Source organism: Pseudooceanicola spongiae (assembly GCF_014899185.1).
Classification (GTDB): domain Bacteria; phylum Pseudomonadota; class Alphaproteobacteria; order Rhodobacterales; family Rhodobacteraceae; genus Pseudooceanicola; species Pseudooceanicola spongiae.
Window position 1 is genome coordinate 204,096 of sequence record NZ_CP045201.1, and the last position, 23,405, is coordinate 227,500.

A 23,405-nucleotide genomic window follows, 5' to 3' on the forward strand; every position below is an offset into this window, starting at 1 on the left:
GGAATTGTCCAAAATTTCGGCTGCGGGGGCCGGGGGCGGGCCTGTGCTGCCGCTAGTCCCAGGCGGGCAGGTCAGGGGCGTAGCGGGCGCGCAGATAGCGGGCGAGGGCGGCAATATCGGCCTCGCTCAGCTCAGCAGCAAAGCCGGGCATGTCGCGCAGGGCGGTGCCGGTGGGGGCGCGCAGGCCGTCGCGGATTGTGGTCATGGCCGCTGCGGGCGAGGGCGCGCGGACCGCCGGGGCGCGGGTCAGCGGGATCTGCGCGGCGGTCAGCATGTCGGGGAACGCGGGCTCGTGGCAGCTGGCGCAGGCATTGGTGAAGATCCGGTCAATCCGGTCTGGTATGGTCGCGGCCTGCTCTGGCAGGGGCGCGGGTGCCTCGGTCGGCAGGGAGGCGAGGTAGGTCGCCATGGCGGTGATGTCGCCCTGTGGCAGGGTGGCGAGGCCGGCAATGACCTCGGCCATCGGGCCGGAGGCAGCGGCGCGGCCGGGGGCGACTCCGGTCGAGAGGTAGGCGGCGATGTCGTCGGTGCTGCGCAACTGCGCGGCAGGTCCGGCGAGGGCGGGGGCGAACCAGTCCTGCACCATCGCGCCGGTCAGCGCGGTCTTGGCCTGCGCGCCGAGGGCGGTGCGGGGGGTATGACATTCAGCGCAATGGCCGACGCTTTCGACAAGGATGCGGCCCCGGTTCCAGTCGGCGCTTTGCGTCGCGTCGGCGGTGAGGGTCTGCGGCCTGTGGAAGAGCGCGTTCCAGACGGCGAGAGCGGGGCGCGGCACGCTCATCTCAGCCTTCGGGGTGGTTTGCGCCACGGCGGGCAGGGTTTGCAGATAGGCGTAGAGGGCGAAGAGGTCGTCCTCCTGCATCTTCGCGAAGGAGGTGTAGGGGAAGGCGGGATAGAGGTTGTGGCCATCGCGGCTGATCCCGGCGCGCATGGCGCGGGCGAAGGCGGCAAAGGACCACTGGCCGAGGCCGGTGTCGGGATCGGGCGTCAGGTTGGTGGAATAGACCGTGCCGAAGGGCGTCTGGATCGCGCGGCCTCCGGTGTTCGCGGTTCCATCCGGGGCCGTATGGCAAGAGGCGCAGTTGCCGAGGGCAAAGAGGGTTTCGCCACGGCTCAGGGTGTCGGTGGAGAAGTTGGCGGCGGCGGGCGCGGGCGTCTTGGGGATCGCACGGGCCAGTGGAAAGGACAGAGCGCCGAGGCCGAGGGCGGCGGTCAGGCCGAGGGTTGTCGCCAGCAGGGTCTTGCGTTTCTTGCGTCCCGGCAGGGCGAGGGGCGCGGCTGTGCGCGGCTGGATGCCGAGGGCGTCGCGCATCTTTTCCGGGGTGAAGGGGGCTTCGCGCATGCGCACGCCGGTGGCGTCGAAGATCGCGTTGGCGATGGCGGCGGCGGCGGGGACGGCGGCGCTTTCCCCGACGCCGAGGGGCGGGTCATTGGGTCGCTCGATCAGCAGCGTCTCGATCTGCGGGGTCTGCGGGAAAGTGGCGAGGGGGTAGGTCGCCCAGCTTTGATCGGTGACGGTGATCTGGTCGAAGCTGACGCTTTCCTGAAGCGTGCGCGAAGCGGTCTGGAGGACGTTGCCATGGATCTGCTGGCGCACGTGATCTGGGTTGATGACGAGGCCCTGATCCTGGCCGACAAAAACGCGGGACAGCGTGACCTCGCCCGTGGTCATGTCGACGGCGACATCGACGACCCATGCGGCCGAGGCGGCGGCGGTGCCGGGAAAGGGCCCATGGACGTAGGTGGCGAAGGCGAAGCCCTGACCGTAGGCCATGCGCCCTTCGCGGCGGAGCTGCGGCGTGGTGCGGGGCTGCCAGTCGGCGGCCTCAGCCGTGCGGGCGATCAGGTCGGCCTGACGCGGGTCATCCATATGGCGCAGGCGGAAGGCGACGGGGTCTTCCTGCGCCTCCGCCGCCAGCTCGTCGACAAAGCTTTCATGCGCGAAGGTGTTGGGCAGGGCAGAGACGCCGCGCAGCCAGGCGGCGCGCACGATGGGGGCCATGTCGTGGACGGTGATGCGCTTGTGCGGGATGCGGTAGGGCGGGATGATCGTGCGGTCGCCCATGTCGGAGGGGCGCGGCTCAGGCGTGATCACTCCGGTCAGCAGCAGGGCGAGGTTGGGGCCGCGGTTCGAGGGATACCAGCTGTCGTAGGCATAGGCGTGGAAGTCTGCAGTGGCGGTGAGGCCGCCCGAGACCTCCATGATCTGCGCGGCGCCTTTCGGCTCCCACAGGTTTTCCTGCGCGCGGGTCAGTTGCACGCGGACGGGGCGGTTCAGGGCGCGGGCCAGCAGCAGCGCATCGCCGGCCACGTCATCGGCGCAGTTGCGGCCATAGCAGCCGGCGGCTTGGTGGCGGCGCACCTCGATCTGCTCGGGCGCGAGGCCGGTCAGGGTGGCGAGGTCGGCGCGCAGCATGTGCGGGTTCTGGGTGCCGGACCAGACTAGCGGCGCGCCTGCGTTCCAGTCGGCCACGGCGCAGGACGGCCCAATGGAGGCGTGCATGTGCCAGGGCCAGACATAGCGGCGATCCATACGGGTGGTGCATTCGCCCAGACCCGACGCGATGTCTCCGGTGGTGTCGAGGGTGCGCGGGGAGGAGGGCTGATCCTTGATCGCGGCGACCGGATCGGAGAGGTCGGGCAGGTCGGGGGGCTGGTGCCACTGGACGGGCAGCGCCTCGGCAATGGCTTGGGCGAGGTGGGCCTTGGTGGCGACGACGGCGAGGAAATCGCCCTGCTGCACCACGGCGACGAAACCGGGCATCTGGGCAACAGCGGGTTCGTCATAGCCGATCAGGCTGCGCCCGATGAAAGGGCCGGAGTCGCGGCCCGCGTAGGGGGGCCGGATGACATGGCCGTGCAGCATGCCGGGCAGGCGGATGTCGTGGATATAGTCGAAGGTTCCGGTCAGCTTGGCGGGCAGGTCGGTGCGCCCGGCCTTGTGGCCGACGACGCTGTAGCTGGCGGGGTCCTTCAGGGGCGCGTCGTCGTCGAGGGGCAGGGTTTCGGCGCCAGTGAGCAGGGCTGCGTAGGGCAGGCGTTGATCCTGCCAGAGGATATGGCCGTGCTCGGCGCGGACCTCCGAGAGTGGCGCGTTCAGGCGCAGGGCTCCGGCCTGCAGCAGCCAGGCGCGGGCGGTGGCGGCAGCGGCGCGCAGGGGGATGGCGGCGATCTGGATCGACTCCGACGCAATCGTCGGCCCCTGATCGGGGGTGCGGGCGGTGTCGCCGAGGACGATCTGCACGGCAGTGAGGGGCAGCTCCAGCTCCTCCGCCACGATCTGGGCGAGGGCGGTCTGCAAGCCGGTGCCAAGGTCGACGTGGCCGTTATAGCCGGTGGCCGTGCCCTCAGCCGAGAGGGTCAGGAAGGTGTCGCCGTCGCGGCGGATGGTCAGCGCAGCGGTCATTGTGGGGCGCTCTGCATCAGTTGGGCGGCGCGTTTCACCGAGGCGATGATCTCTAGCTGGGCACCGCAACGGCAGAGGTTGTGACGCAGGGCGTCGCGGATCTCGTCCTCACTGGGGTCGGGGGTGTGGCGCAAAAGGGCGAGCGCGCTCATCACCATGCCATTCAGGCAGTAGCCGCATTGCGCGCCCTCGGCCTCAAGAAAGCCTTGCTGGACAGGGTGCAGCGCGCCGGTGTCAGGGTGGGCGAGGCCTTCGAGCGTGGTGACGCTGCGCCCCTCGGCCAGAGCGGCGCGCAGCACGCAGGCGCGGGCAGGCGCGTCATCGACCAGCACGGTGCAGGCGCCGCATTGCGCCATGCCACAGCCGTATTTCGCACCGTTCAGGCCCAGCTCGTCGCGCAGAAGGTCCAGCAGGGTGCGCTCGGGGTCGACATGCAGCGTCACCGCCTGACCATTCACCACCAGCGCGAGATCGCGTGTCACCTGCTCTGCCCCCCATTCATCTGTGCGCGTCATTGAGGCACGGATTGCCCCGGCACCTCAAACGCTATTGTGCGATTTCGTATGTATGGAAACAGTTAAGCGGGGCGCGCCGTCAAGGGGCTGTCTTGAGGCGCGGCGCTCTGCGCGACAGCTGTTGAGGCAAATTGACCGTTTCGGGGGCATTTCCGCCCGGTGCCTTGACCGCAGGGAAGCGGGGGGTCATGTAGCCATGGCCCGCACAAGGGCCGCAACAGATGAGGTACGGCGTGGCCCGCAGACCGGTACGAGACAGTGAAGCGCAGAACCGAGAAACCTCTCGCAAGGTCGGAGCGCTGAGCGATCTCTGGCCTTTCGTCGCGCCCTACCGGGTGATGATGGCGGGCGCGATCTGTGCGCTGGTGCTGACCGCCTGTGTCTCGCTCGTGTTGCCGCTGGCGGCGCGCCGGGTGATCGACAACTTCAATTCCGGTCAGGTCGAGCTGCTGAACCAGTATTTCGCTGCCGCCATTGCCATTGCGGCGCTGCTGGCTGTCGGCACGGGGCTGCGCTATGCGCTGGTCACGCGGCTGGGCGAACGGGTCGTGGCCGATATCCGCATGGCGGTCTTTGGCCGCGTCATCGGGATGAGCCCGGCCTTCTACGAGACCACGATGACCGGCGAAGTGCTGAGCCGGATCACCACGGATACGACGCTGATCCAGTCGGTGATCGGGTCATCGGTGTCGATCGCGCTGCGCAACATGCTGATCTTTTCCGGTGGCTTCGTGCTGATGATGCTGACCTCGGCCAAACTGACCGGGCTGGCGCTGCTGATCGTGCCGCTGGTGGTGGTGCCGATCCTGACGCTGGGCCGCAAGCTGCGCCGCCTGAGCCGCGAAAATCAGGACTGGATCGCGCAATCCTCGGGCAATGCCAGCGAGGCGCTGCTGTCGGTGCAGACGGTGCAGGCCTATACCCATGAGGCGCTGAGCCGGGCCAAGTTCGACCGCGTCACCGAGGCGAGCTATCGTTCGGCCCTGACGCGGATCTGGACGCGGGCGATGATGACCGTCATCGTGATTTTCCTGATTTTCTCGGGCGTTGTCGGGGTGTTGTGGATCGGGGCGCATGATGTGCGCGCGGGCGCCATGACCACCGGGGCGCTGGTGCAATTCGTGATCTATGCGATCATGGTCGCAGGCTCTGTCGCGGCCCTGTCCGAGATCTGGGGCGAATTGCAGCGCGCCGCCGGCGCAACCGAGCGTCTGGTCGAGCTGCTGCATGCCGAGGACCGCGTCAACGATCCGGCCCAGCCTGTCGCGCCCCCCGCAACGGTGCGCGGCGAGATCACGTTTGAAAATGTCACCTTCCATTACCCCTCACGTCCCGATGCGGCGGCGCTGGAGGGCATCAACCTGACCATTCATCCCGGCGAGACGGTGGCGGTTGTCGGCCCCTCGGGCGCGGGCAAGACCACCATCATGCAGCTGATGCTGCGCTTTTATGACCCCGAACAGGGGCGCATTCTGCTGGATGGCGTCGATCTGGCGGCGATGTCGCGACCTGCGTTCCGCCGCTCGATCGCGCTGGTGGCGCAGGATCCGGTGATCTTCGCCGACACCGCGCGCGAAAACATCCGCTTTGGCTGGCCCGATGCGGGCAACGACGAGGTTGTCGCTGCGGCGCAGGCGGCGGCGGCGGAAGAGTTCATCCTCGCGCTGCCCGAAGGCTATGACAGCCCGGTGGGCGAACGTGGCGTGATGCTGTCGGGCGGGCAGAAACAGCGCATCGCCATTGCCCGCGCCATCCTGCGCGACGCGCCGGTCTTGCTGCTGGACGAAGCCACAAGTGCGCTGGACGCCGAGAGCGAGCGTCTGGTGCAACAGGCCATCGAGACGGTGGCCGAGGGGCGCACCACGATCATCATCGCGCACCGCCTCGCAACGGTGAAGAAAGCCGACCGGATCATCGTGATGGAGCAGGGGCAAATCGTGGCGCAGGGCACCCACGATCAGCTGGTGGCGCAGAACGGCCTCTATGCGCGGCTGGCGCGGCTGCAGTTCACCGACGGGGCCGCTGACGCCGCCTGAGAGCCTTGCCGCGCCGGCCATGCCGGCCCGGCAAAAAGGCTTTGTAAACCGGGCGTTTACTCTCATACTCGTATCTGGTCCTGATCCTTGCGACCCGCTATAGGGGCCCTGCTTCACGCGACGTCGGAGGCGCTCAACGCAGCGTCACGCTTGTCATTGCGCCGGGGCGTGAAAATCTAGGGTCAACCGCGCGAAACTGGCGCGGAAAGGACATGGGAGGAGAGAGCATGACCTTTTCAGGCGTTTCTGACGCATTGAGACTGACGAACGAGATGCCCTGGGAGGAGCGTGACGTGCCCAAGACCGTGCTGGGCATGGTCGCCCGGACGGCCGCAGCCTTCCCCAGCCACAACGCGGTGTCGTTTCAGCTGCAATCGGGGCCGAAAGACCCCTCCGAGACGGTCAGCTGGGCGCAACTGCTGGACAAGGTCTGCCAATCGGCGAACCTGTTCCGCAGCCTTGGCGTGGGCGAGGGCGACGTGGTCGCGCTGGTGCTGCCGAACGCGATGGAGACGATCTATGCCACGCTGGGTGGCATGGTGGCGGGGATCGTCAACCCGATCAACCCGATGCTGGACAGTGAACAGATCGCCTCGATCCTGCAGGAGACGAAGGCCAAGGTCGTCGTGACGCTGAAGGCGTTCCCCAAGACCGACGTGGCGCAGAAGGTGGCAATGGCCGTACGCGATTGCCCCGGTGTCGAGACGGTGCTGGAGGTCGACCTCAACCGCTATCTCAGCCCGCCGAAAAGCTGGCTGGTGCCGTTGCTGCGCCCGAAGATGCCGGTGACGCATCACGCCAAGGTGCTGAGCTTTGTCCCCGAGATGGCGCGCCAGCCGAAACAGCTGAGCTTTGAGGATCGTCAGGTGGACCGGGTGGCGGCGTACTTCCACACCGGCGGCACCACTGGCATGCCGAAGGTGGCGCAGCACCTGAACGAGGGGATCGTGTACAACGGTTGGCTGGGGGCCACGCTGCTGTTCAGCGAGACCGACAACATCATGTGCCCGCTGCCGATGTTCCATGTCTTTGCCTGTCAGGTGATGCTGATGGGCGCGGTGATGTCCGGCGCGCATGTCGTTTTCCCGACGCCTGCGGGCTATCGCGGTGACGGGGTGTTCGACAATTTCTGGAAGCTCTGCGAGCGCTGGAAGATCACCTTTATCACCACTGTTCCCACGGCTGTTTCGGTGCTGATGCAAAAGCCGGTCGATGCCGATCTGTCGAGTGTGAAGCTGGCGTTCTCTGGCTCTGCCCCGTTGCCGCAGGAGCTGTTTCGCCGCTTTGAGGCGGCGGCTGGCGTGACCATCCTTGAGGGCTACGGGCTGACCGAGGCGACGTGCCTTGTGTCCTGCAACCCGGATTCGGGGCCGCGCAAGCTCGGCTCGGTCGGGGTGCCGTTTCCCTATACGGATGTGCGGATCTTTGACAACTCCGGCGGGGCCCCGCGCGAATGCGGCGTCGACGAGGTGGGCGAGATCTGTATCGCCAACCCCGGCGTCTATGCCGGCTCGACCTATACGGAAGAGGTCAAGAACCACGATTTGTTCCATTACGACAGATACTTGCGCACCGGCGATCTGGGGCGGCTGGATGTCGATGGCTATCTGTTCATCACGGGGCGTGCCAAGGATCTGATCATCCGGGGCGGCCATAACATCGACCCGGCGATGATCGAAGATGCCCTGCTGGCGCATTCCGCCGTCGCCTTTGCCGGGGCGATCGGGCAGCCGGACGAGCGTGCGGGTGAGATTCCCTGCGCCTATGTCGAGCTGATCGACGGTGCCGAGGTCACGGTCGAGGAGCTGCTGGCGCACTGCAAGGTCTACGTCCACGAGCGCGCGGCGATCCCGAAGTATGTCGAGATCCTGGAAGAGCTGCCGAAAACCGCCGTGGGCAAGGTGTTCAAGCCGGATCTGCGCAAGATGGCGATCAAGCGCGTCTATAACGAAGCGCTCTCCGAGGCCGGTCTGGCCTGTGAGGTGCGCGAGGTCGTCGACGACAAGAAACGCGGCCTGACCGCGCGTCTGGTGCGCACGGGGACGGTGGATGAGGCCGCGCTGGCGACGTTGTTGGGTAGTTACACCCGGCCCTGGGAGTGGGCCGAGGGGCAGGAAGCCGCGTAAGCTGCGGGGCGTTTTGAGGGGGGAGGGCGTGGCCGTGGGCTGCGCCCTTTTCACGTCAGGAGAGGGTGCATCGCGGGGTTCGGGCAGGTGCGATATTTTTGCCAATTCAAGGAACGCATCGCGCGCACCCATCTTGGCAAGGCGCGGAAAATTCGTCCATATGACCGCGACGCGCTGCCTGCCGGACCCGACGGGGCTGTTTTTCATGGCCCAGACCCTCGGGTTTGATCCGCAGGTGGTTTGCCGTCGCACCACTTCAATGACGGGCGATCGGATTGAAATGACTTCGGACTTCTATTCGTGAGCGCCGCGAAGACCGGCCAGACCGCGCCTGAGACCAACCCCTCCAAGTGGGAGGTATTTCGCAATCCGGGCTACGGCTATTTCATGGCGGCTCTGTTTCTGACAGGTTTTGCCATTCAAATTCAGACAGTTGCCGTGGGTTGGCAGGTCTATGACCTGACGCGCAATCCCTTCGATCTGGGGCTGGTGGGGCTGTCGCAGTTTGCACCGGCGCTGGTGCTGGTGCTGGTGACAGGCACCGTGGCGGACCGGTTTTCGCGCCGGGGTATCATGACGCTTTGCATGTGGATCGAGGCGCTGGTGGCCGGGGGCCTGCTGGTGCTGACGCTGCGCGGCAATGCCGATGTGCGCATGGTCTTCATGGTGATGGTGCTGTTCGGCACGGCGCGGGCGTTTTATAATCCGGCGCGCAGCTCGCTGATCACCAATATCGTCAAGCCTGCACACCTGCCGAAAGCGCTGGCGATGAACTCCAGTGTCAACGAGGTCGCCACGATCTGCGGGCCTGTTGCGGGGGGCCTGCTGTACGGTCTGGCACCCGAGGCGGCCTATGGCGTTTCGGTGGTTTTCCTGTTCGCAGCCGGTGCTCTGGTGGCCATGGTGCCGCGTCAGCCAAGGCGCGGCGCACCGGCCGGGCGCAGCTGGGGAGAGGTCACGGCGGGCTTTCGTTTCATCCGCGCGCGGCCGATCATTTTCGGCGCTATCTCCTTGGATCTGTTCGCGGTTTTGCTGGGCGGGGCGTTTGCCATGCTGCCGGTTTATGCCCGCGATATCCTTGATGTCGGGGCGCTGGGACTGGGCCTGCTGAGGGCGGCCCCGGCGGTCGGAGCGGTGGGTGTGGCGGCGCTGCTGATGTACTACCCGATCCGGCGGAATGCGGGAAAAATCATGTTCGCGTCGGTGGCGGGCTTCGGGATTTTCACGCTTGTGTTCGCGCTGTCCAAGGTGGTCTGGCTATCGGTTCTGGCGCTGGCCTTTATTGGCGGGTTCGACATGGTTTCGATGGTGATCCGGGGCACGCTGGTACAGCTGAATACGCCGGACGGGCTGCGCGGCCGGGTCAATGCGGTCAACATGATTTTCATCGGCGCTTCCAATGAGTTGGGCGAGTTTCGCGCGGGCAGCATGGCGGCGCTGCTGGGCACGGTGCCCTCGGTTGCGCTGGGGGCTGTGGTCTGCATGGGCATCTGCGGGCTGTGGTACAAACTGTTCCCCGAACTGCGCGAGGTGCAGGAGCTGCGCGGCGAAGAAGAGACATAAATCGGCGTGTCGGTAGCGCGTCGGTATCGCGTCGGCAACCCGTAGGTGCGATATGGACGCAACGCGGGCCCGCGGTTCAAAGACAATTGCCTGTACCCGGTGCCGGGTATAGGTCAGGATGACCCTACGCTGCAGAGCAGCACAGCAGGCTGTGGCGAAACGGCAGACGTCAATTTCGGGGGACGTGCGTGAACTTCGTGATCTTCGTGAACGGCCTCGTGCTGCTGTTCTCTGCGGCACTGATGGGCGTCGACGCGCTGTTCTTTCCCGAGACGGCGGCGGCCTTTGCCTTGTCCGGGGTGCTGACCGGATTTGTCGGCATGGCGCTGACGCTCTCCTCCAACTCTTCGTTCGAGAACATGCACCGGCTGCACGGCTTTCTGCTGACCTCCTCCGTCTGGGTGACGGCGGCGCTGGCGGGGGCGGTGCCGCTGTATATGACGACACTGTCGCCGGTGGACGCGCTGTTTGAATCGATGTCGGGGATCACCACGACCGGCTCGACCGTGATGTCGGGGCTGGACAGCACGCCGCGCGGAATCATCCTGTGGCGGGCGATCCTGCAGGCGGTCGGCGGCGTCGGGTTCATTGTCACCGGCATCGCGCTGCTGCCGATCCTGAAGGTCGGCGGCATGCAGCTGTTTCGCACCGAAAGCTCTGACAAGAGCGAGAAGGAGCTGAGCAACGCGGCCAAGTTCGCCTCGGCCACGCTGATGGTCTACCTCGGGCTGATGACGTTTTGCGCGCTGGTCTATGCGGTCGGCGGGATGAGCATTTTCGACGCCATCACCCATGCCATGACGACGCTGTCGACGGGGGGCTATTCGGGCTACGACGCCTCTTTCGGACATTTCCAGAGCCCGTTCCTGCAGTGGTCGGGCACGTTCTTCATGCTGATGGGCGGCTTGCCGTTTGCCTGGTATATCCGCGCCTTTCACCGGGGCGCGTTCCGCAGTGAGCAGGTGATCATGATGCTGTGGAGCCTGGGCGCGGTGATTTCCGTGCTGACGCTGTGGTTGACCCTGACCAGCGGGATGAACGTCTTTGTCGCGGCGCGGCTGGTGGCGTTCAACGTCGTCTCGGTGGTCACGACGACGGGCTTTGCGACGACGGATTACCTTGTCTGGGGGTATTTCGCGGCGGCGGTGTTTTTCGCGCTGACGGCTGTCGGGGGGTGCACAGGCTCGACCTCGGGCGGGGTGAAGGCGATGCGGTGGATCATGTTGTTCCGCGCCACCAAGTCCGAGATCGCGCGGGTGCATTCGCCGCATTCGATCCAGACGCTGCGCTACGAGGGGCGGCAGGTGCAGCCCGACGTGCTGAGCGGTGTGATCGCCTTTTTCGTCTTCTATGTCGCGACCTTTTCCATCATCGCGGTGATTCTGGCGTTTCTGGGGCTGGATCTTGAGACGGCGACCAGCGGCGCGATCACGGCGCTGGCCAATGTCGGCCCCGGCGTCGGCAGTGTCATCGGACCGGCTGGCAATTTCGCCAGCCTCAGCGCGCCGGTGAAGGTGGTGCTGGTGGTGGCGATGTATCTGGGCCGGCTGGAGATGCTGACGGTCTTTGCGCTGCTGACGCCGGTGTTCTGGCGCGAGGTCATGCCCGCGCGCGAGGCCTGAGAACTCAGCTTTTGCAGCTGCGCAGCCCGAACATCGCATAGAGCGGGCAGAGCTGCATCAACCCGGTGATCGCCAGGATCAGGCCGAGAATCACCGCGCCGTATTTCATCACACTGTCCTGCATCAGGCTGAGGCCGCCGAACAGCGCCAGCGCGATCAGGGCGATGCCGAGCAGCAGCCGAATGGCGCGGTCAGTCGTTCCAACATTCTTGCTCATGTCGTGCACTCCGGGGTCAGGCAGCCCGTCGCGGGGCCGCGGTTTGCGTCAGAGCCACGGGAGCGGCCCTGAGAGCGCTGTGCCACGGGGCGCGCGCTCTGTCCCTGACATGGATCAGGTCGGGCGGTGGTCGGAGCGCGGGGCCGCCCTGAGCCAGAGGCCGAGGCCGAGGGTGACCGCCCCGGCAGCGAGTGTGCCGCTGAAGTTCGCGGCGAGGCTGGCGACGGCCTCGATCTGGCCGGAGAAGGTATAGCCGAGGCCGAGGTAGAGCGTGATCCAGACGGCCTCGCCCGCGATGTCCCAGAGGGTGAAGCGCAGCCAGGCCATGCCCGCCGCCCCGGTGACGAGGTTCATGTAGGGGCCGAGCGGGCTGAACAGCCAGCGGCTGAGAAAGACGGCGCTACCGCCATGGGCGTCGGCGAGGTGGCGCGCGCGCACGATCAGGGCGGCGGGGGAGCCGCGCAGCCGGTCGAGATGGCGCGAGCCGGCCCGCCCCATGCCATAGCCGAGCTGATCGCCGAGCACCGCCCCCAGCAGCGCAAGGGCGGCGGTGGTCGTCAGGGGCAGGTCGCCCGTGGCCATGAAGGCCCCGGCGGTGAGCATGATCAGCGACGAGGGAATCGGCACCGCAAGGCAGCTGAGGAAGGTCGACAGCGCCACGACATAGAGGCCATAGGTCGGCACCAGTCGCAGCAGCGTCTCGATCATCGCTCGGCCCCGGTGTTGCGCCGCTGCGCGGCGATGGCGTCTTCGATCATCCGGGTCAGGGTGGGCAGGGGGATGCCGGTGCGTTGGGAGACCTGCTCCAGCGTCTGACGTTGGCCGGGGTGCAGCACCTCGCCGAGCGAGTCGAACAGCGCCTCGCGCGGGATATCCCACGATCGGGCGATGTAGCCGGGGGTCATCCAGCTCTGCACGCTCTGATCGCGGTGGCTCGGGTCGGCCCAGTAGATCGTGAAGAACACCATGCGGCTGGCAAAGACCAGCGTGACGGCCAGAGCCACCACAAAGGCGCTGAGCAAACGGGGGTGGCTGTGCCAGGCGCGCGCGAGCCGCCTCATGTCAGGGAAGGGGGGTAGAGAGGCCGGTCGGGACTGTGCATGGCGCGAGAGTATACCGGGCGGCTGCGCCACGCCATGTGGCAAAGGCGCGAAAGGGCGCACGGCGCGGGGTGATGCATAAGCCTATGATATCGGGGAGATATTTGATGGTGCCGCAGGGGAGGATTGAACTCCCGACCTCGTCATTACCAATGACGCGCTCTACCACTGAGCTACTGCGGCGCCGTTTGCCGGGGCGTCTGCTTGCGCGTCTTCCCCTGTGCCGTGGGCGGCTGATTAGACGCAATCCGCGGGGGGTGCAAGCATAAACTGGACGGTTTTTCAGCCGTGCTTTACAGAAGGCGCATGACAGACAAACCAGTTAAGGCAAAAGGCGCGAAAACGCGGGATGACAGGCTGAAAGCGGCGCTGAAGGCAAACCTGGCCCGGCGCAAGGCACAGGCCCGCGCCAGAAGCACGCCAAATGACACGCCCGGCGGGACAGATGAGGCTGGCGCACTAGATGACAGCCTCGCGCCCCCTAATGAAAAGAATGAGGACTGAGAGCAGATGGATTCGATACTGGTGACGGGCAACGGCCCTCTGAACGGGCAGATCCCGATCGCAGGGGCGAAGAACGCCTGCCTGACGCTGATGCCCGCGACTCTGCTGAGCGAGGAGCCGCTGACACTGACCAATGCGCCGCGCCTCAGCGATATTCGCACGATGACGGCCCTGTTGCAGTCGCTGGGGGCCGAAGTGACCAGCCTGCAGGGCGGCAAGGTGCTGGCGATGTCGAGCCATGACATCAACAACCACAAGGCCGACTACGAGATCGTGCGCAAGATGCGCGCCTCGATTCTGGTGCTGGGGCCGATGCTGGCGCGCGATGGTCATGCAGTGGTGTCGCTGCCCGGTGGCTGCGCCATTGGGGCGCGCCCGGTCGATCTGCACCTGAAGGCGCTGGAGGCTCTTGGGGCCGAGCTGGAGCTGAAAGAGGGCTATGTGCATGCAAAAGCGCCCGGCGGGCTGAAGGGCGGCACCTTCGAGTTTCCCATCGTGTCGGTCGGCGCGACAGAGAACGCGCTGATGGCGGCGACGCTGGCCAAGGGCACCACGGTGCTGAAGAACGCCGCGCGCGAGCCCGAGATTGTTGACCTTGCGCAATGTCTGCGCCGCATGGGCGCGCAGATCGATGGCGAGGGGACGTCCACGATCACCATTCAGGGCGTCGATCGGCTGGGCGGCGCGACTCACCCGGTTGTCACCGACCGGATCGAGCTGGGCACCTATATGCTGGCCCCGGCGTTCTGCGGTGGCCGGGTTGAGCTGCTGGGCGGCAAGCGGTCTCTGCTGGAGGCCTTCTGTCAGAAGCTGGAGCAAACCGGCGTCACCATCGAGGAGACCGAGAAGGGTCTTCTGGTCAGCCGGGCCGAGGGCGTTCGAGTGCAGGCGGTGGATGTGACCACCGAACCTTTCCCCGGTTTCCCGACCGATCTGCAGGCGCAGATGATGGCGCTGCTCTGCACGGCCGAGGGGACGTCGGTGCTGGAAGAGAAGATCTTCGAGAATCGCTTCATGCATGCGCCGGAACTGATTCGCATGGGCGCGAAGATCGACGTGCACGGTGGCCATGCCACGGTGACGGGTGTTGATCGTCTGAAGGGCGCGCCGGTGATGGCGACGGATCTGCGGGCCTCGGTCAGTCTGATCCTGGCCGGGTTGGCGGCGGAGGGCGAAACGGTGGTTAGCCGGGTCTATCACCTCGACCGCGGGTATGAGAGGGTTGAAGAGAAACTCTCCGCCTGTGGCGCAAAGATTGAACGGATTGCTTCGACATGAGTGAAGATGCACGGTTTGAAGATGGCCGCGAGGCACCGCTGAACCTCGGCGCGTTCGAGGCGGACGACCTCGGGGTGATTTCGGCGCTGGTGCAGGACGCGGTGTTTCCGGCAACGGAGATGCGGTTTGCCAAAAGCGACAGGCGCTTTGCGCTGCTGCTGAACCGGTTCCGCTGGGAAAACGGCGCGCAGCTGGAAGCCGAGCGGGTGCAATCGGTGCTGTCGTTCGAGACCGTGCAGAGCGTTGCCTCGCAAGGGGTCAGCCGGGCCGACAAGGACACGGTGCTGTCGGTGCTGGCGGTCGAGTTCGTGCCCGGCGATGCGCCAAGTGGTCAGGTGCTGATCACGCTGGCGGGGGACGGCGCGATCCGTCTGCAGGTCGAGGCGCTTGAGGTCGTGCTGCGCGACGTGACGCGGCCCTACCGCGCGCCCTCGGGCAAGGTGCCGGATCACGGTGCCTGAATAGATGCGGGGTGGCGGGGCAGGGTCCTCGCCATCCTTGCACGCCGCGTCGCGCCAAGGGGTGCTTGAGGCGGGGCGGACATCGGTCTAATGAGGTCGCGCACCTCTGGAGGGTTCGATGCCGCAATTTCTGTCCATATCCGATGCCGATTTTGAAAGCCGTTTCACCGCTCTGCTGAGTGCAAAGCGCGAGGACAGCCCCGACGTCGATGACGTGGTGGCGGGCATTATCCGGGACGTGCGTGCGCGCGGCGACGCCGCCGTGATCGAGCTGACCACCAAGTTCGACCGCATGGAGCTGACGCCCGAGACACTGCGATTCTCCGAAGCCGAGATTGACGCCCATTGCGCGGCGGTGCCGGCGGCTGAGCGTCAGGCGCTGGAACTGGCCGCCGAACGCATCCGGGCCTATCACGTCCGACAGGTGCCGCAGGATGCCTTCTGGACCGATCCCGATGGCGCTTCACTCGGCTGGAGGTGGTCGGCGGTGTCGGCGGCGGGGCTCTATGTGCCCGGCGGTCTGGCGTCCTATCCCTCCTCCGTGCTGATGAACGCGATTCCGGCCAAGGTGGCGGGGGTAGAGCGGTTGGCGATCTGCGTGCCGACGCCTGATGGCAAGGCCAACCCCTTGGTCTTGCTGGCGGCGCGGCTGTCTGGCGTTGACGAGGTTTACCGCATCGGCGGCGCGCAGGCGATTGCCGCGCTGGCCTATGGCACCGAGAGCATCGCGCCGGTCGACAAGATCACCGGGCCGGGCAATGCCTTTGTGGCGGCGGCGAAACGGCGGGTTTTCGGCAAGGTCGGTATCGACATGATCGCGGGACCGTCCGAGATTCTGGTGATTGCCGACGGCGACAACGATCCCGACTGGCTGGCGTTGGATCTGCTGAGCCAGGCCGAGCATGACGAGAGCGCGCAGTCGATCCTGATCACCGACAGTCCCGAGCTGGCGAGCGCCGTGACCGAGGCGGTCGAAAAACGCCTTGAGACGCTGGAGCGGCGGGTGATTGCCGGGGCCAGCTGGCGCGACTTTGGCGCGGTGATCATCGTCGATGACATGGATCAGGCGGCGGCTCTGTCGAACCGGATCGCGCCCGAGCACCTTGAGCTCTGCGTCGCCGACCCGCAGGCGCTGTCGGAGAAATGCATCCACGCCGGGGCGATCTTCCTTGGCGCCTGGACGCCCGAGGCGATCGGCGACTACGTTGGCGGGCCGAACCACGTGCTGCCCACGGCGCGCTCGGCGCGGTTCTCCTCTGGTCTGTCGGTGATGGATTTCATCAAGCGCACGACGCTGGCACAGATGACCCCGGCGGCGCTGGCGGCGATTGGCCCGGCGGCCGAAACGCTGGCCACCTCGGAAAGCCTTGAGGCGCATGGACTTTCGGTGCGCGCAAGATTGGATCGCCTGAACCGGCACTGAGCCCTTGCTCCGCAACCTGCCACGATATTAACCTGACGTTAAGATTTTGTGGCGTTTTTCTGCGTTGCAGCATAATATGTGGGGCGAGGTGAGACTCGCCTGCAGCCTGAAGGGGATCCGATGCTTATGTCGCGGATTACGCATATCGAACTGGACGACCGCAACTTGCCGGCTCCGACCCCGGAGATCGAGCAGGAAAGACGTGTCGCCATCTTTGATCTGATGGAAGAAAATTCGTTTTCTCTGCCCAAACGGGATGATCGCGTGGCCCCCGACGGCCCCTACAAGGTGGGCCTGTCGATCCGCGAAAAACGGCTGGTCTTTGATATCCGCACCGAAGCCGGAGACGAGGCGGCGCAGTTTCTGCTGTCGCTCGGGCCGTTCCGGCAGGTGGTGAAGGATTATTTTGCGATCTGCAAAAGCTACTTCGATGCGGTGAAGAATTTACCGCCCTCGCAGATCGAGACCATCGACATGGCCCGGCGGGGCATCCATGATGAGGGTGCGCGCATCCTTGTTGAACGACTCGAAGGCAAAGCCATCGTAGACCACGACACTGCGCGTCGTCTGTTTACGCTCGTATGCGTGTTGCACTTCGGAGGCTAAGTCTGTTTTGACAGCGGAACGTCCGCAATCGGTGTTGTTCTGCTGCGATCACAACGCGGTGCGCTCGCCCATGGCCGAGGGCTTCATGAAGAAGTTCTACGGTGCCGAGACCTACGTGCAGTCCGTCGGCGTCCATAACGATCTGGAGATCGACGGGTTCGCCATCGCCGTCTGCGCCGAGATGGGCGTCGGGCTGGCGCGGCATCGTTCGCGCAGTTTCGAGGAAATGCAGCAGTGGGGCGATGACCTCAGCAGCTTCGATCTGGTGGTGGCGCTGTCGCCGGCCAGTCAACGCTCGGCACTGGAGCTGACGCGGTTTTTCCATCTGACCGTAGAATACTGGCCGATCATGGACCCCACCGGCATTGGCGAAACGCGGGATCAGAAGCTGAATTCCTACCGCCAGAGCCGTGACCAGATCATTAGCCGCCTGCAGCAACGCTTTGGCGCACCGCGCACTGATCTCTGACATCCCGAAGGATTTCCCATGACCGATACCATTCAGCGCTATTTCGCGGCTTTCAATGCAGGCGATACGCCCGCCATGCTGGCCTGTGTCTCTGACGAGGTGGCGCATCACGTCAATGAGGGCAATATTCGCCGCGGCAAGGCGCAGTTTGCCGATTTCTGTGCCCATATGAGCCGCTGCTACCGCGAAGAGCTGACCGATATGGTGGTGTTCAGCGCAGAAGGCGGGCGGCGCGGGGCGGCGGAATATATCGTCAACGGCACCTATTTGGAGAGCGACTCCGGGCTGCCGGAGGCGCGGGGCCAGACCTATCGTTTGCCTGCGGGGTCGTTCTTTGACCTAGACGAGGATGGGCTGATCAGCCGGGTGACGACCTATTACAACCTGGCGGATTGGGTGGCGCAGGTCTCGGCCTGATGCGGGTTGAGGTGCTGACGGGCGCGGGCCTCAGGGACGCGCTGGAGGATGTGGCGCGGCTGCGAATCGAGGTGTTTCGTGACTGGCCGTATCTTTATGACGGCGATGTTTCTTATGAGCTGAGCTATCTCGACGCCTATCTCGCGCCAAGCGCGGTGGTGGTCGCGGCCTTTGACGGGCCGCGAATCGTCGGGGTGGCGACAGGTATGGCGATGGAGGCGCATGCGGATGATTTCGCCGCTGCCTTTGCCACGCGGACCGAGCCGCTGGAGGATATCTTCTACTGTGCCGAATCGGTCCTGTTGCCAGAGTATCGCGGGCAGGGCCTTGGCCACGCCTTTTTCGACGCACGAGAGGCGCATGCCCGTGCCCTCGGGCGCAGCTATAGTGCGTTTTGCGGCGTGATCCGGCCTGAGGACCATCCGATGCGGCCTGAGGCCGCGCGCTCCTTGGCGGCGTTCTGGGCGAAGCGTGGGTATGCGCCATTGCCCGGTGTGATTGCGCAGTTTCAGTGGAAAGACATTGGCGCGGTTGAACAATCCCCCCATGATCTGCAATTCTGGATGAAGGCGCTGTAAGCTGCGCTTTGAGGAGAGATGATGAAAATTGCCACCGCCGCCTATCCGCTGACCTGGTTCGATGACTGGGCCGCCTATGAGAGCAAGCTGAGCACCTGGGTGGCCGAGGCCGCAGGGCAGGGGGCGACGCTGCTGGTGTTTCCCGAATACGGCGCGATGGAACTGGCCTCGCTCGCCGGGGCAGAGGTGTGCCGCGATCTGCAGAAGGCGTCGCAGGCGATTTCGGATCTGATGGGGCAGGTGGGGGCGCTGCATCTGGCGCTGGCGGCCGAGCATGGCGTGCATATCCTCGGAGCATCGGCCCCTGTGGTGCTGGAGGACAAGCGCATCGTCAACCGTGCCGCGCTCTATACGCCGACGGGGCAGGCGGGGTTTCAGGACAAGCAGATCATGACCCTGTGGGAGCGCACCCCCTGGGGCGTCGAGGGGCTGGCGCCGCTGAAGATCTTCGACACGGCGATCGGCAAGATCGCCATCAACATCTGCTATGACAGTGAATACCCCTTGCTGGCGCGCGCGCAGCGCGAGGCGGACCTGCTGCTCGTGCCGTCCTGCACCGAGGCGCTTGAGGGCTATTGGCGGGTGCGCATCGGCGCGATGGCGCGGGCGCTGGAAAATCAGTTCGTCGCGGTCATGTCCTCGACCGTCGGGCCGTGCGACTGGCTGGAGGCGGTGGAGAGCAATTGCGGCATGGGTGGCATCTTTGCGCCCCCTGATCGCGGCTTTCCCGGCACAGGTGTGATTGCCGAGGGCACGCTGAACCAGCCCGGCTGGACCTACGGCGAAGTCGACCTTGCCGACATCAATCGCATCCGAACCAGTGGCAATGTGCGAAACCGGGCCCATTGGAGCGAGCAGGATAGCACGGATACGGTTGAACTTTGCCCGCTCAAATAGTTTTTTCTTGAATATCCCGCGCGAAAGGCCCATTTAGCCGCCTATCCGCCACGCGTTGGCGGTTTCATTGTTTCAGGAGACCACATGGCCAAGGAAGATATTCTCGAATTCCCCGGCGTCGTGAAGGAACTCCTGCCCAATGCGACGTTTCGGGTCGAGCTTGAGAATGGCCATGAGATCATCGCACATACGGCAGGCAAGATGCGCAAGAACCGCATCCGTGTTCTCGCAGGCGACAAGGTGCAGGTCGAGATGACCCCCTATGATCTGACCAAGGGTCGGATCAACTACCGCTTCAAGTGATATCGCGCTGTTGCGCGGTACTGCAAAACTGAGTGAGGACCGGATTTGAAACTTGTCCTCGGATCGGGAAGCCCCCGGCGGCTTGAGCTTCTGGCTCAGCTGGGGGTGACGCCCGACGATATTCGTCCCCCCGACATTGATGAAACGCCCTATCCGGCCGAGCTGCCGCGCCCCTATTGCGCGCGCATGGCCCGCGAGAAGGCCGCCGCCGTGGTGGCGCAGCAGGACGAGATTGTCCTGTGCGCCGATACCACGGTCGCGCTTGGCCGTCGTATCCTCGGCAAGCCTGAGAATGCAGGGCAGGCGGCAGAGTTCCTCTGGGCGCTGTCGGGACGGCGGCACCGGGTGATTACCGCGATCGCCCTGAAATATGGCGAGCGGCTGTGGCTGCGTGACGTGGTGACCACGGTGCGCATGAAGCAGCTCTCGGATGTCGAAGTGAACGGCTATCTTGCCAGCATGGACTGGCAGGGCAAGGCCGGGGGCTACGGCATTCAAGGGCCTGCGGGGGCGTTCATCCCCTGGATCTCCGGATCGTTTTCGGCCGTCATGGGCCTGCCGGTGACCGAGACTGCACAATTGCTGATGGCGGCAGGCTGGCCGCTCTGGAAGGAAGAATCATGAAGGGTCTGCAGATTGTTCTGGACCATCTGCCCGACGGGCAGGGCGGTCAGGTCGAAGTTGCGGCATTGCTGGAAGACGGGCGTCTGTCGGATCTGCTGATCGACGATGCCGACCAGCCGCGCCCCGGCACGATCTATCGCGGCATCTGCGACCGGCCTGTCAAAGGACAGGGCGGGATCTTTCTGCGCACCCCCGAGGGCAATGGTTTCCTGCGTCAGATCAAGGGCATGAAGCCGGGCGAGCCGCTGCTGGTGCAGGTCACCGGCTACGCCGAGCCGGGCAAGGCCCTGCCGCTGACGCAGCGCATCCTGTTCAAGAGCCGCTATGCCATCGTCACCCCCGGCGCGCCGGGCATCAATGTCTCGCGCTCGATCAAGGACGAGGAGCTGCGCGTGCAGGTCCTCGAGATCGCGCATGAATTGTTCGCGGATCATCCGCTGGCCCAGGGCGATGATCCTGCCGGCCTGATTCTGCGCTCGGCCTGCGCCACCGCCGATCCGGACGATGTGGCCGAGGATATCGCGGCGATGATCGCGCTGGCGACTCAGGTGCTGAACGATTCGGGCAAAGAGGCCGAAGTGCTTCTGGAGGGCCCCGGCCCGCATGAGCTTGCCTGGCGTGACTGGTCGGGCGCGGCGGATGTGGTCGACCGCAAGGGGGCCTTCGCCGACCTCGGCGTCGATGACCTGCTCGAACGTCTGGCGCGTCCCGAAGTTGGCTTGGGTGGCGACGCCTCGATGTTCGTCGAAGTCACGCGCGCCTGCGTTGCTGTGGATGTGAACACCGGTGCCGACAATGGCCCGGCCTCGGGTCTGCGCGCCAATATCGCTGCCGCCAAGGACCTGCCGCGTCAGCTGCGTCTGCGTGGGCTGGGGGGGCAGATTTTCCTCGACCTCGCGCCGATGGGCAAGAAGGACCGTCGCCAGTTCGAAACCTCGCTGCGGGCTGCCTTCCGGCAGGACGCGACCGAGACGGTGCTGGCCGGCTGGACGCCTCTGGGCAACTACGAACTGCAGCGCAAACGCGCCCGTCTGCCGCTGGCGCCGATCCTGAATGCGCTGCTGGGATGAGCTGCCCGATCTGCGACGCTGAGGTCGATCCCAAGTACCGTCCCTTCTGCAGCAAGCGCTGCGCAGACCTTGATCTGGCGCGCTGGTTCAACGGCAGTTACGCCGTGCCCTCGAGTGATCCCGACGACCTTGAAGCGGTCGTCGAGGCGCTGGAAGAAGAGCTGCAAAATCCGCAATCGAAACCGCGACTTTCTTAAGGTTTTCAGAGGGCTGGGCGGTACAGTTTCGCCATTTCAAAATAGTTTTCACCTGCGGTGAAGTTTTTGCAAAAACCCTCTGGACACCGCCCCACCCGTCGCCTAGAACGCCCACACCCAGAAGGCAACGCCTTCACCCGTGCCCGGGTAGCTCAGGGGTAGAGCAGTGGATTGAAAATCCTCGTGTCGGTGGTTCGATTCCGCCCCCGGGCACCACTTTAAGTGGTTCAGTTTTAGTAGCTCCGGTTGTTCGCAACTGTAGTGAGCGCTGAGACGACCTTTCCCTTTGCAAGCCATGATGTCTGCTCTTTCGGCGGCCGCAATTTCGTTGGCCGGTGCGATGGCAGGGGCTTTCGGCCTGACCTCGTGACATGGTGGCGGGGGCTGTTCGCGCCCCCGCCACTGTCTTCAGGGTTTCGCCACCTTCAGGGGTTCACAGCTTCGAGGCGCACCCCGAGCGCGGGGGCGCTGTCGGTTTCAGCCGGTGCGACAGGGGCCATGCCGCGCAGGTAGTGAAACAGATCGCTGTCGGTGCTCAGCACAAGCGTCGTGCCGTCCGAGATCATGTCGCCATAGGCCTGCATGGTGCGGGTGAAGGCATAGAACTCGGCGGCGCGGGGGCCATTGTTATAGGCCTGCGAATAGATCGCAGCGGCAGAGGCGTCGGCGACGCCACGGATTTCCTCGACCGCGCGATAGGCTTCGGACTGGATCTTGTTGAGATCGCGCAGACGGTTGCCGCGAATCCGCGCCGCCTCGCCATTGCCCTCGGAGAGGAAGCGTTCCGCGATCTGGCGCCGTTCGGAAATCATCCGGTCATAGATCTTGGGCCGCACGCTTTCATTGTAGTTGATCCGCTTGAAGCGGATATCCAGCAGCTCGATCCCGAAGACCCGGACCTTTTCTGCAGCGGCGATGAAAATCTCCCGCTCGACCAGAGCGCGGCCTTTATTGATCGGGACGAGGGAGCCGATATCCTGCGCCAGCTCCTGATCCGTCAGCAGCGTGTCGCGCAGCGGCGTGCGACCCTTGGTGGTGCGGATGATCTCGATCAGCTCATGCTTGGCGACGGCATTGCGGGTCTCGCTGCCCAGAATGTCGTCGAGGCGTGATTGCGCACTGCGTTCGTCGCGCAGGCGCAGGAAGTACTGCAGCGGATCGGTGATCTTCCAGCGCGCGAACAGGTCGACCGAGATATAGAGCTTGTCCTTGGTCGGCATGTCCGAGGGGTTGCCATCCCACTCCAGCACGCGGCGGTCGATGCGGTTGACCTCCTGAATGAAGGGTACCTTGACCTTCAGCCCGGCGGTGGTGATCGGTTTGCCGACAGGTTTGCCGAACTGGGTGATGATGGCCTGCTCGACCTCGCCCACGGTATAGATGGCGCTGGTCCCGGCGACGGCGGCAAGAACAGCAAGGATCACGGCGATGCTGAGGGCGATTTTCATGGGCGTTCTCCCGGCTCGCGGTTGAGGTTGAGCAGCGGCAGAATGCCCCCGGTCGGCCCATCAACGACGATCTTGGACTGGATTTTCGGCAGCACGCTCTCCATCGTTTCGATGTAGATCCGGCGGCGGGTGACTTCGGGTGCTTTCTCGTACTCCGCCAGCAGGGCGGTAAAGCGGGCGGCGTCGCCCTCGGCCTCATTGACGCGCTTCAGGCGATAGCCGTCGGCCTCACGGATGCGCTGATCCTTCTCGCCCTCGGCCAGCGGGATCACCTTGTTGTATTCGCGGCGCGCCTCGTTGATCAGGCGCTCCTTCTCCTGCTGCGCCTGATTGACCTCGTTGAACGACGCCTGCACCGGGCCGGGCGGGTTGATGTTCTTCAGCTGCACCTGGTCGATGCTGATGCCCATGGCGTATTTCGTGCTCAGCTCCTGCATCTTCAGCAGGGCCTCGCTCTCGATCTCCTGACGGCCGATGGTGATCACCTCGTCCACCGTGCGGTCGCCGACGACCTCGCGCATCACCGATTCAGAGACATAGCGCAG

25 protein-coding genes and 2 tRNA genes (1 of these 27 only partly in view) are annotated in these 23,405 nt (G+C 65.1%); 19 read left to right on the top strand and 8 right to left on the bottom strand.

All coding sequences use genetic code 11. The features are described 5' to 3' along the window. Window positions 1-52: 52 nt before the first annotated feature. On the bottom strand, window positions 53-3,406 hold the full coding sequence (locus F3W81_RS00955; protein ID WP_193081759.1) for a molybdopterin cofactor-binding domain-containing protein: 3,354 nt from the start codon (window positions 3,404-3,406) through the stop codon (window positions 53-55). Continuing rightward, complete coding sequence (locus F3W81_RS00960) at window positions 3,403-3,888, bottom strand: (2Fe-2S)-binding protein (RefSeq protein ID WP_226941784.1); 486 nt, start codon at window positions 3,886-3,888, stop codon at window positions 3,403-3,405. Before F3W81_RS00960 ends, F3W81_RS00955 begins: the two co-directional genes overlap by 4 nt. Before the next feature lie 254 nt (window positions 3,889-4,142). Here F3W81_RS00960 and F3W81_RS00965 point away from each other — a divergent pair, with 254 nt between their 5' ends. The 5 genes from F3W81_RS00965 to F3W81_RS00985 all read left to right on the top strand — a co-directional run bounded on the left by F3W81_RS00965 (window position 4,143) and on the right by F3W81_RS00985 (window position 11,268). Beyond that, window positions 4,143-5,957 carry an ABC transporter transmembrane domain-containing protein gene (locus F3W81_RS00965; protein ID WP_193081762.1) on the top strand — a complete coding sequence of 605 codons (1,815 nt, stop codon included), beginning with the start codon at window positions 4,143-4,145 and terminating at the stop codon, window positions 5,955-5,957. Window positions 5,958-6,184: 227 nt separating this feature from the next. Beyond that, a complete protein-coding gene (locus F3W81_RS00970) occupies window positions 6,185-8,083 on the top strand; it encodes an acyl-CoA synthetase (RefSeq protein ID WP_193081764.1) in 1,899 nt (632 codons plus the stop codon). 160 nt (window positions 8,084-8,243) lie between these two features. After that, on the top strand, window positions 8,244-8,387 hold the full coding sequence (locus F3W81_RS00975) for a hypothetical protein (protein WP_193081765.1): 144 nt from the start codon (window positions 8,244-8,246) through the stop codon (window positions 8,385-8,387). Beyond that, window positions 8,384-9,646 (top strand): MFS transporter, encoded by a 1,263-nt coding sequence (locus F3W81_RS00980; protein ID WP_226941785.1) that lies wholly within the window; start codon window positions 8,384-8,386, stop codon window positions 9,644-9,646. The genes F3W81_RS00975 and F3W81_RS00980 overlap by 4 nt, the downstream gene beginning before the upstream one ends. Window positions 9,647-9,834: 188 nt before the next feature. Continuing rightward, the gene (locus tag F3W81_RS00985; RefSeq protein WP_193081767.1) at window positions 9,835-11,268 is read left to right on the top strand and encodes a TrkH family potassium uptake protein; all 1,434 of its coding nucleotides are present in this window, start codon (window positions 9,835-9,837) and stop codon (window positions 11,266-11,268) included. A gap of 4 nt (window positions 11,269-11,272) precedes the next feature. Here F3W81_RS00985 and F3W81_RS00990 read toward each other — a convergent pair whose 3' ends face one another. The 4 genes from F3W81_RS00990 to F3W81_RS01005 form a co-directional block, all read right to left on the bottom strand. Then, complete coding sequence (locus F3W81_RS00990) at window positions 11,273-11,485, bottom strand: YgaP family membrane protein (protein ID WP_193081768.1); 213 nt, start codon at window positions 11,483-11,485, stop codon at window positions 11,273-11,275. Window positions 11,486-11,599: 114 nt separating this feature from the next. Then, window positions 11,600-12,193 carry a DedA family protein gene (locus tag F3W81_RS00995; protein ID WP_193081770.1) on the bottom strand — a complete coding sequence of 198 codons (594 nt, stop codon included), beginning with the start codon at window positions 12,191-12,193 and terminating at the stop codon, window positions 11,600-11,602. Continuing rightward, window positions 12,190-12,546, bottom strand: coding sequence for a hypothetical protein (locus tag F3W81_RS01000; RefSeq protein ID WP_193081771.1), 357 nt, complete (start codon window positions 12,544-12,546; stop codon window positions 12,190-12,192). Before F3W81_RS01000 ends, F3W81_RS00995 begins: the two co-directional genes overlap by 4 nt. A gap of 147 nt (window positions 12,547-12,693) precedes the next feature. Next, window positions 12,694-12,768: transfer RNA gene (locus F3W81_RS01005), tRNA-Thr, on the bottom strand. A 123-nt stretch (window positions 12,769-12,891) separates the two neighbouring features. Between F3W81_RS01005 and F3W81_RS20665 the strand changes: the two genes are divergently transcribed. The 14 genes from F3W81_RS20665 (at window position 12,892) to F3W81_RS01070 (ending at window position 21,628) form a co-directional block, all read left to right on the top strand. Then, window positions 12,892-13,089: a hypothetical protein gene (locus tag F3W81_RS20665; RefSeq protein ID WP_226941786.1), complete on the top strand. Its 198-nt coding sequence runs from the start codon at window positions 12,892-12,894 to the stop codon at window positions 13,087-13,089. 6 nt (window positions 13,090-13,095) lie between these two features. Further along, a complete protein-coding gene (murA, locus tag F3W81_RS01010; RefSeq protein ID WP_193081772.1) occupies window positions 13,096-14,367 on the top strand; it encodes a UDP-N-acetylglucosamine 1-carboxyvinyltransferase in 1,272 nt (423 codons plus the stop codon). Then, window positions 14,364-14,828 carry a DUF2948 family protein gene (locus F3W81_RS01015; protein ID WP_193081774.1) on the top strand — a complete coding sequence of 155 codons (465 nt, stop codon included), beginning with the start codon at window positions 14,364-14,366 and terminating at the stop codon, window positions 14,826-14,828. Before murA ends, F3W81_RS01015 begins: the two co-directional genes overlap by 4 nt. A 118-nt stretch (window positions 14,829-14,946) precedes the next feature. Beyond that, window positions 14,947-16,251, top strand: a complete 1,305-nt coding sequence (gene hisD, locus F3W81_RS01020) for a histidinol dehydrogenase (RefSeq protein ID WP_193081775.1) — start codon at window positions 14,947-14,949, stop codon at window positions 16,249-16,251. 126 nt (window positions 16,252-16,377) lie between these two features. Beyond that, window positions 16,378-16,857, top strand: coding sequence for a UPF0262 family protein (locus F3W81_RS01025; RefSeq protein WP_193081776.1), 480 nt, complete (start codon window positions 16,378-16,380; stop codon window positions 16,855-16,857). Window positions 16,858-16,864: 7 nt separating this feature from the next. After that, window positions 16,865-17,326, top strand: a complete 462-nt coding sequence (locus F3W81_RS01030; protein ID WP_193081778.1) for an arsenate-mycothiol transferase ArsC — start codon at window positions 16,865-16,867, stop codon at window positions 17,324-17,326. A gap of 18 nt (window positions 17,327-17,344) precedes the next feature. After that, window positions 17,345-17,743, top strand: a complete 399-nt coding sequence (locus F3W81_RS01035; protein ID WP_193081779.1) for a ketosteroid isomerase-related protein — start codon at window positions 17,345-17,347, stop codon at window positions 17,741-17,743. After that, window positions 17,743-18,321 carry a GNAT family N-acetyltransferase gene (locus F3W81_RS01040; RefSeq protein ID WP_193081780.1) on the top strand — a complete coding sequence of 193 codons (579 nt, stop codon included), beginning with the start codon at window positions 17,743-17,745 and terminating at the stop codon, window positions 18,319-18,321. The genes F3W81_RS01035 and F3W81_RS01040 overlap by 1 nt, the downstream gene beginning before the upstream one ends. A 21-nt stretch (window positions 18,322-18,342) precedes the next feature. Beyond that, the gene (locus F3W81_RS01045; RefSeq protein WP_193081782.1) at window positions 18,343-19,218 is read left to right on the top strand and encodes a carbon-nitrogen hydrolase family protein; all 876 of its coding nucleotides are present in this window, start codon (window positions 18,343-18,345) and stop codon (window positions 19,216-19,218) included. A gap of 84 nt (window positions 19,219-19,302) precedes the next feature. Then, window positions 19,303-19,521: a translation initiation factor IF-1 gene (infA, locus tag F3W81_RS01050; protein WP_010137880.1), complete on the top strand. Its 219-nt coding sequence runs from the start codon at window positions 19,303-19,305 to the stop codon at window positions 19,519-19,521. 45 nt (window positions 19,522-19,566) lie between these two features. Beyond that, a complete protein-coding gene (locus F3W81_RS01055; protein WP_193081783.1) occupies window positions 19,567-20,145 on the top strand; it encodes a Maf family protein in 579 nt (192 codons plus the stop codon). Next, window positions 20,142-21,215: a ribonuclease E/G gene (locus F3W81_RS01060; RefSeq protein ID WP_193081784.1), complete on the top strand. Its 1,074-nt coding sequence runs from the start codon at window positions 20,142-20,144 to the stop codon at window positions 21,213-21,215. Before F3W81_RS01055 ends, F3W81_RS01060 begins: the two co-directional genes overlap by 4 nt. Beyond that, complete coding sequence (locus F3W81_RS01065) at window positions 21,212-21,412, top strand: DNA gyrase inhibitor YacG (RefSeq protein ID WP_193081785.1); 201 nt, start codon at window positions 21,212-21,214, stop codon at window positions 21,410-21,412. Before F3W81_RS01060 ends, F3W81_RS01065 begins: the two co-directional genes overlap by 4 nt. A 141-nt stretch (window positions 21,413-21,553) precedes the next feature. Then, window positions 21,554-21,628 (top strand) — tRNA-Phe (locus tag F3W81_RS01070). Window positions 21,629-21,837: 209 nt separating this feature from the next. Here F3W81_RS01070 and hflC read toward each other — a convergent pair. Together hflC and hflK are read right to left on the bottom strand one after the other, a co-directional pair. Further along, entirely contained in the window at window positions 21,838-22,860 is a 1,023-nt protein-coding gene (gene hflC, locus F3W81_RS01075) for a protease modulator HflC (RefSeq protein WP_226941787.1), read from the bottom strand. Next, window positions 22,857-23,405, bottom strand: the 3' portion of a protein-coding gene (hflK, locus tag F3W81_RS01080) for an FtsH protease activity modulator HflK (RefSeq protein WP_193081786.1). Its footprint extends 519 nt past the window's final position; the window shows 549 of its 1,068 coding nt (coding positions 520-1,068); the start codon falls outside the window, past its right edge; its stop codon occupies window positions 22,857-22,859. Before hflK ends, hflC begins: the two co-directional genes overlap by 4 nt.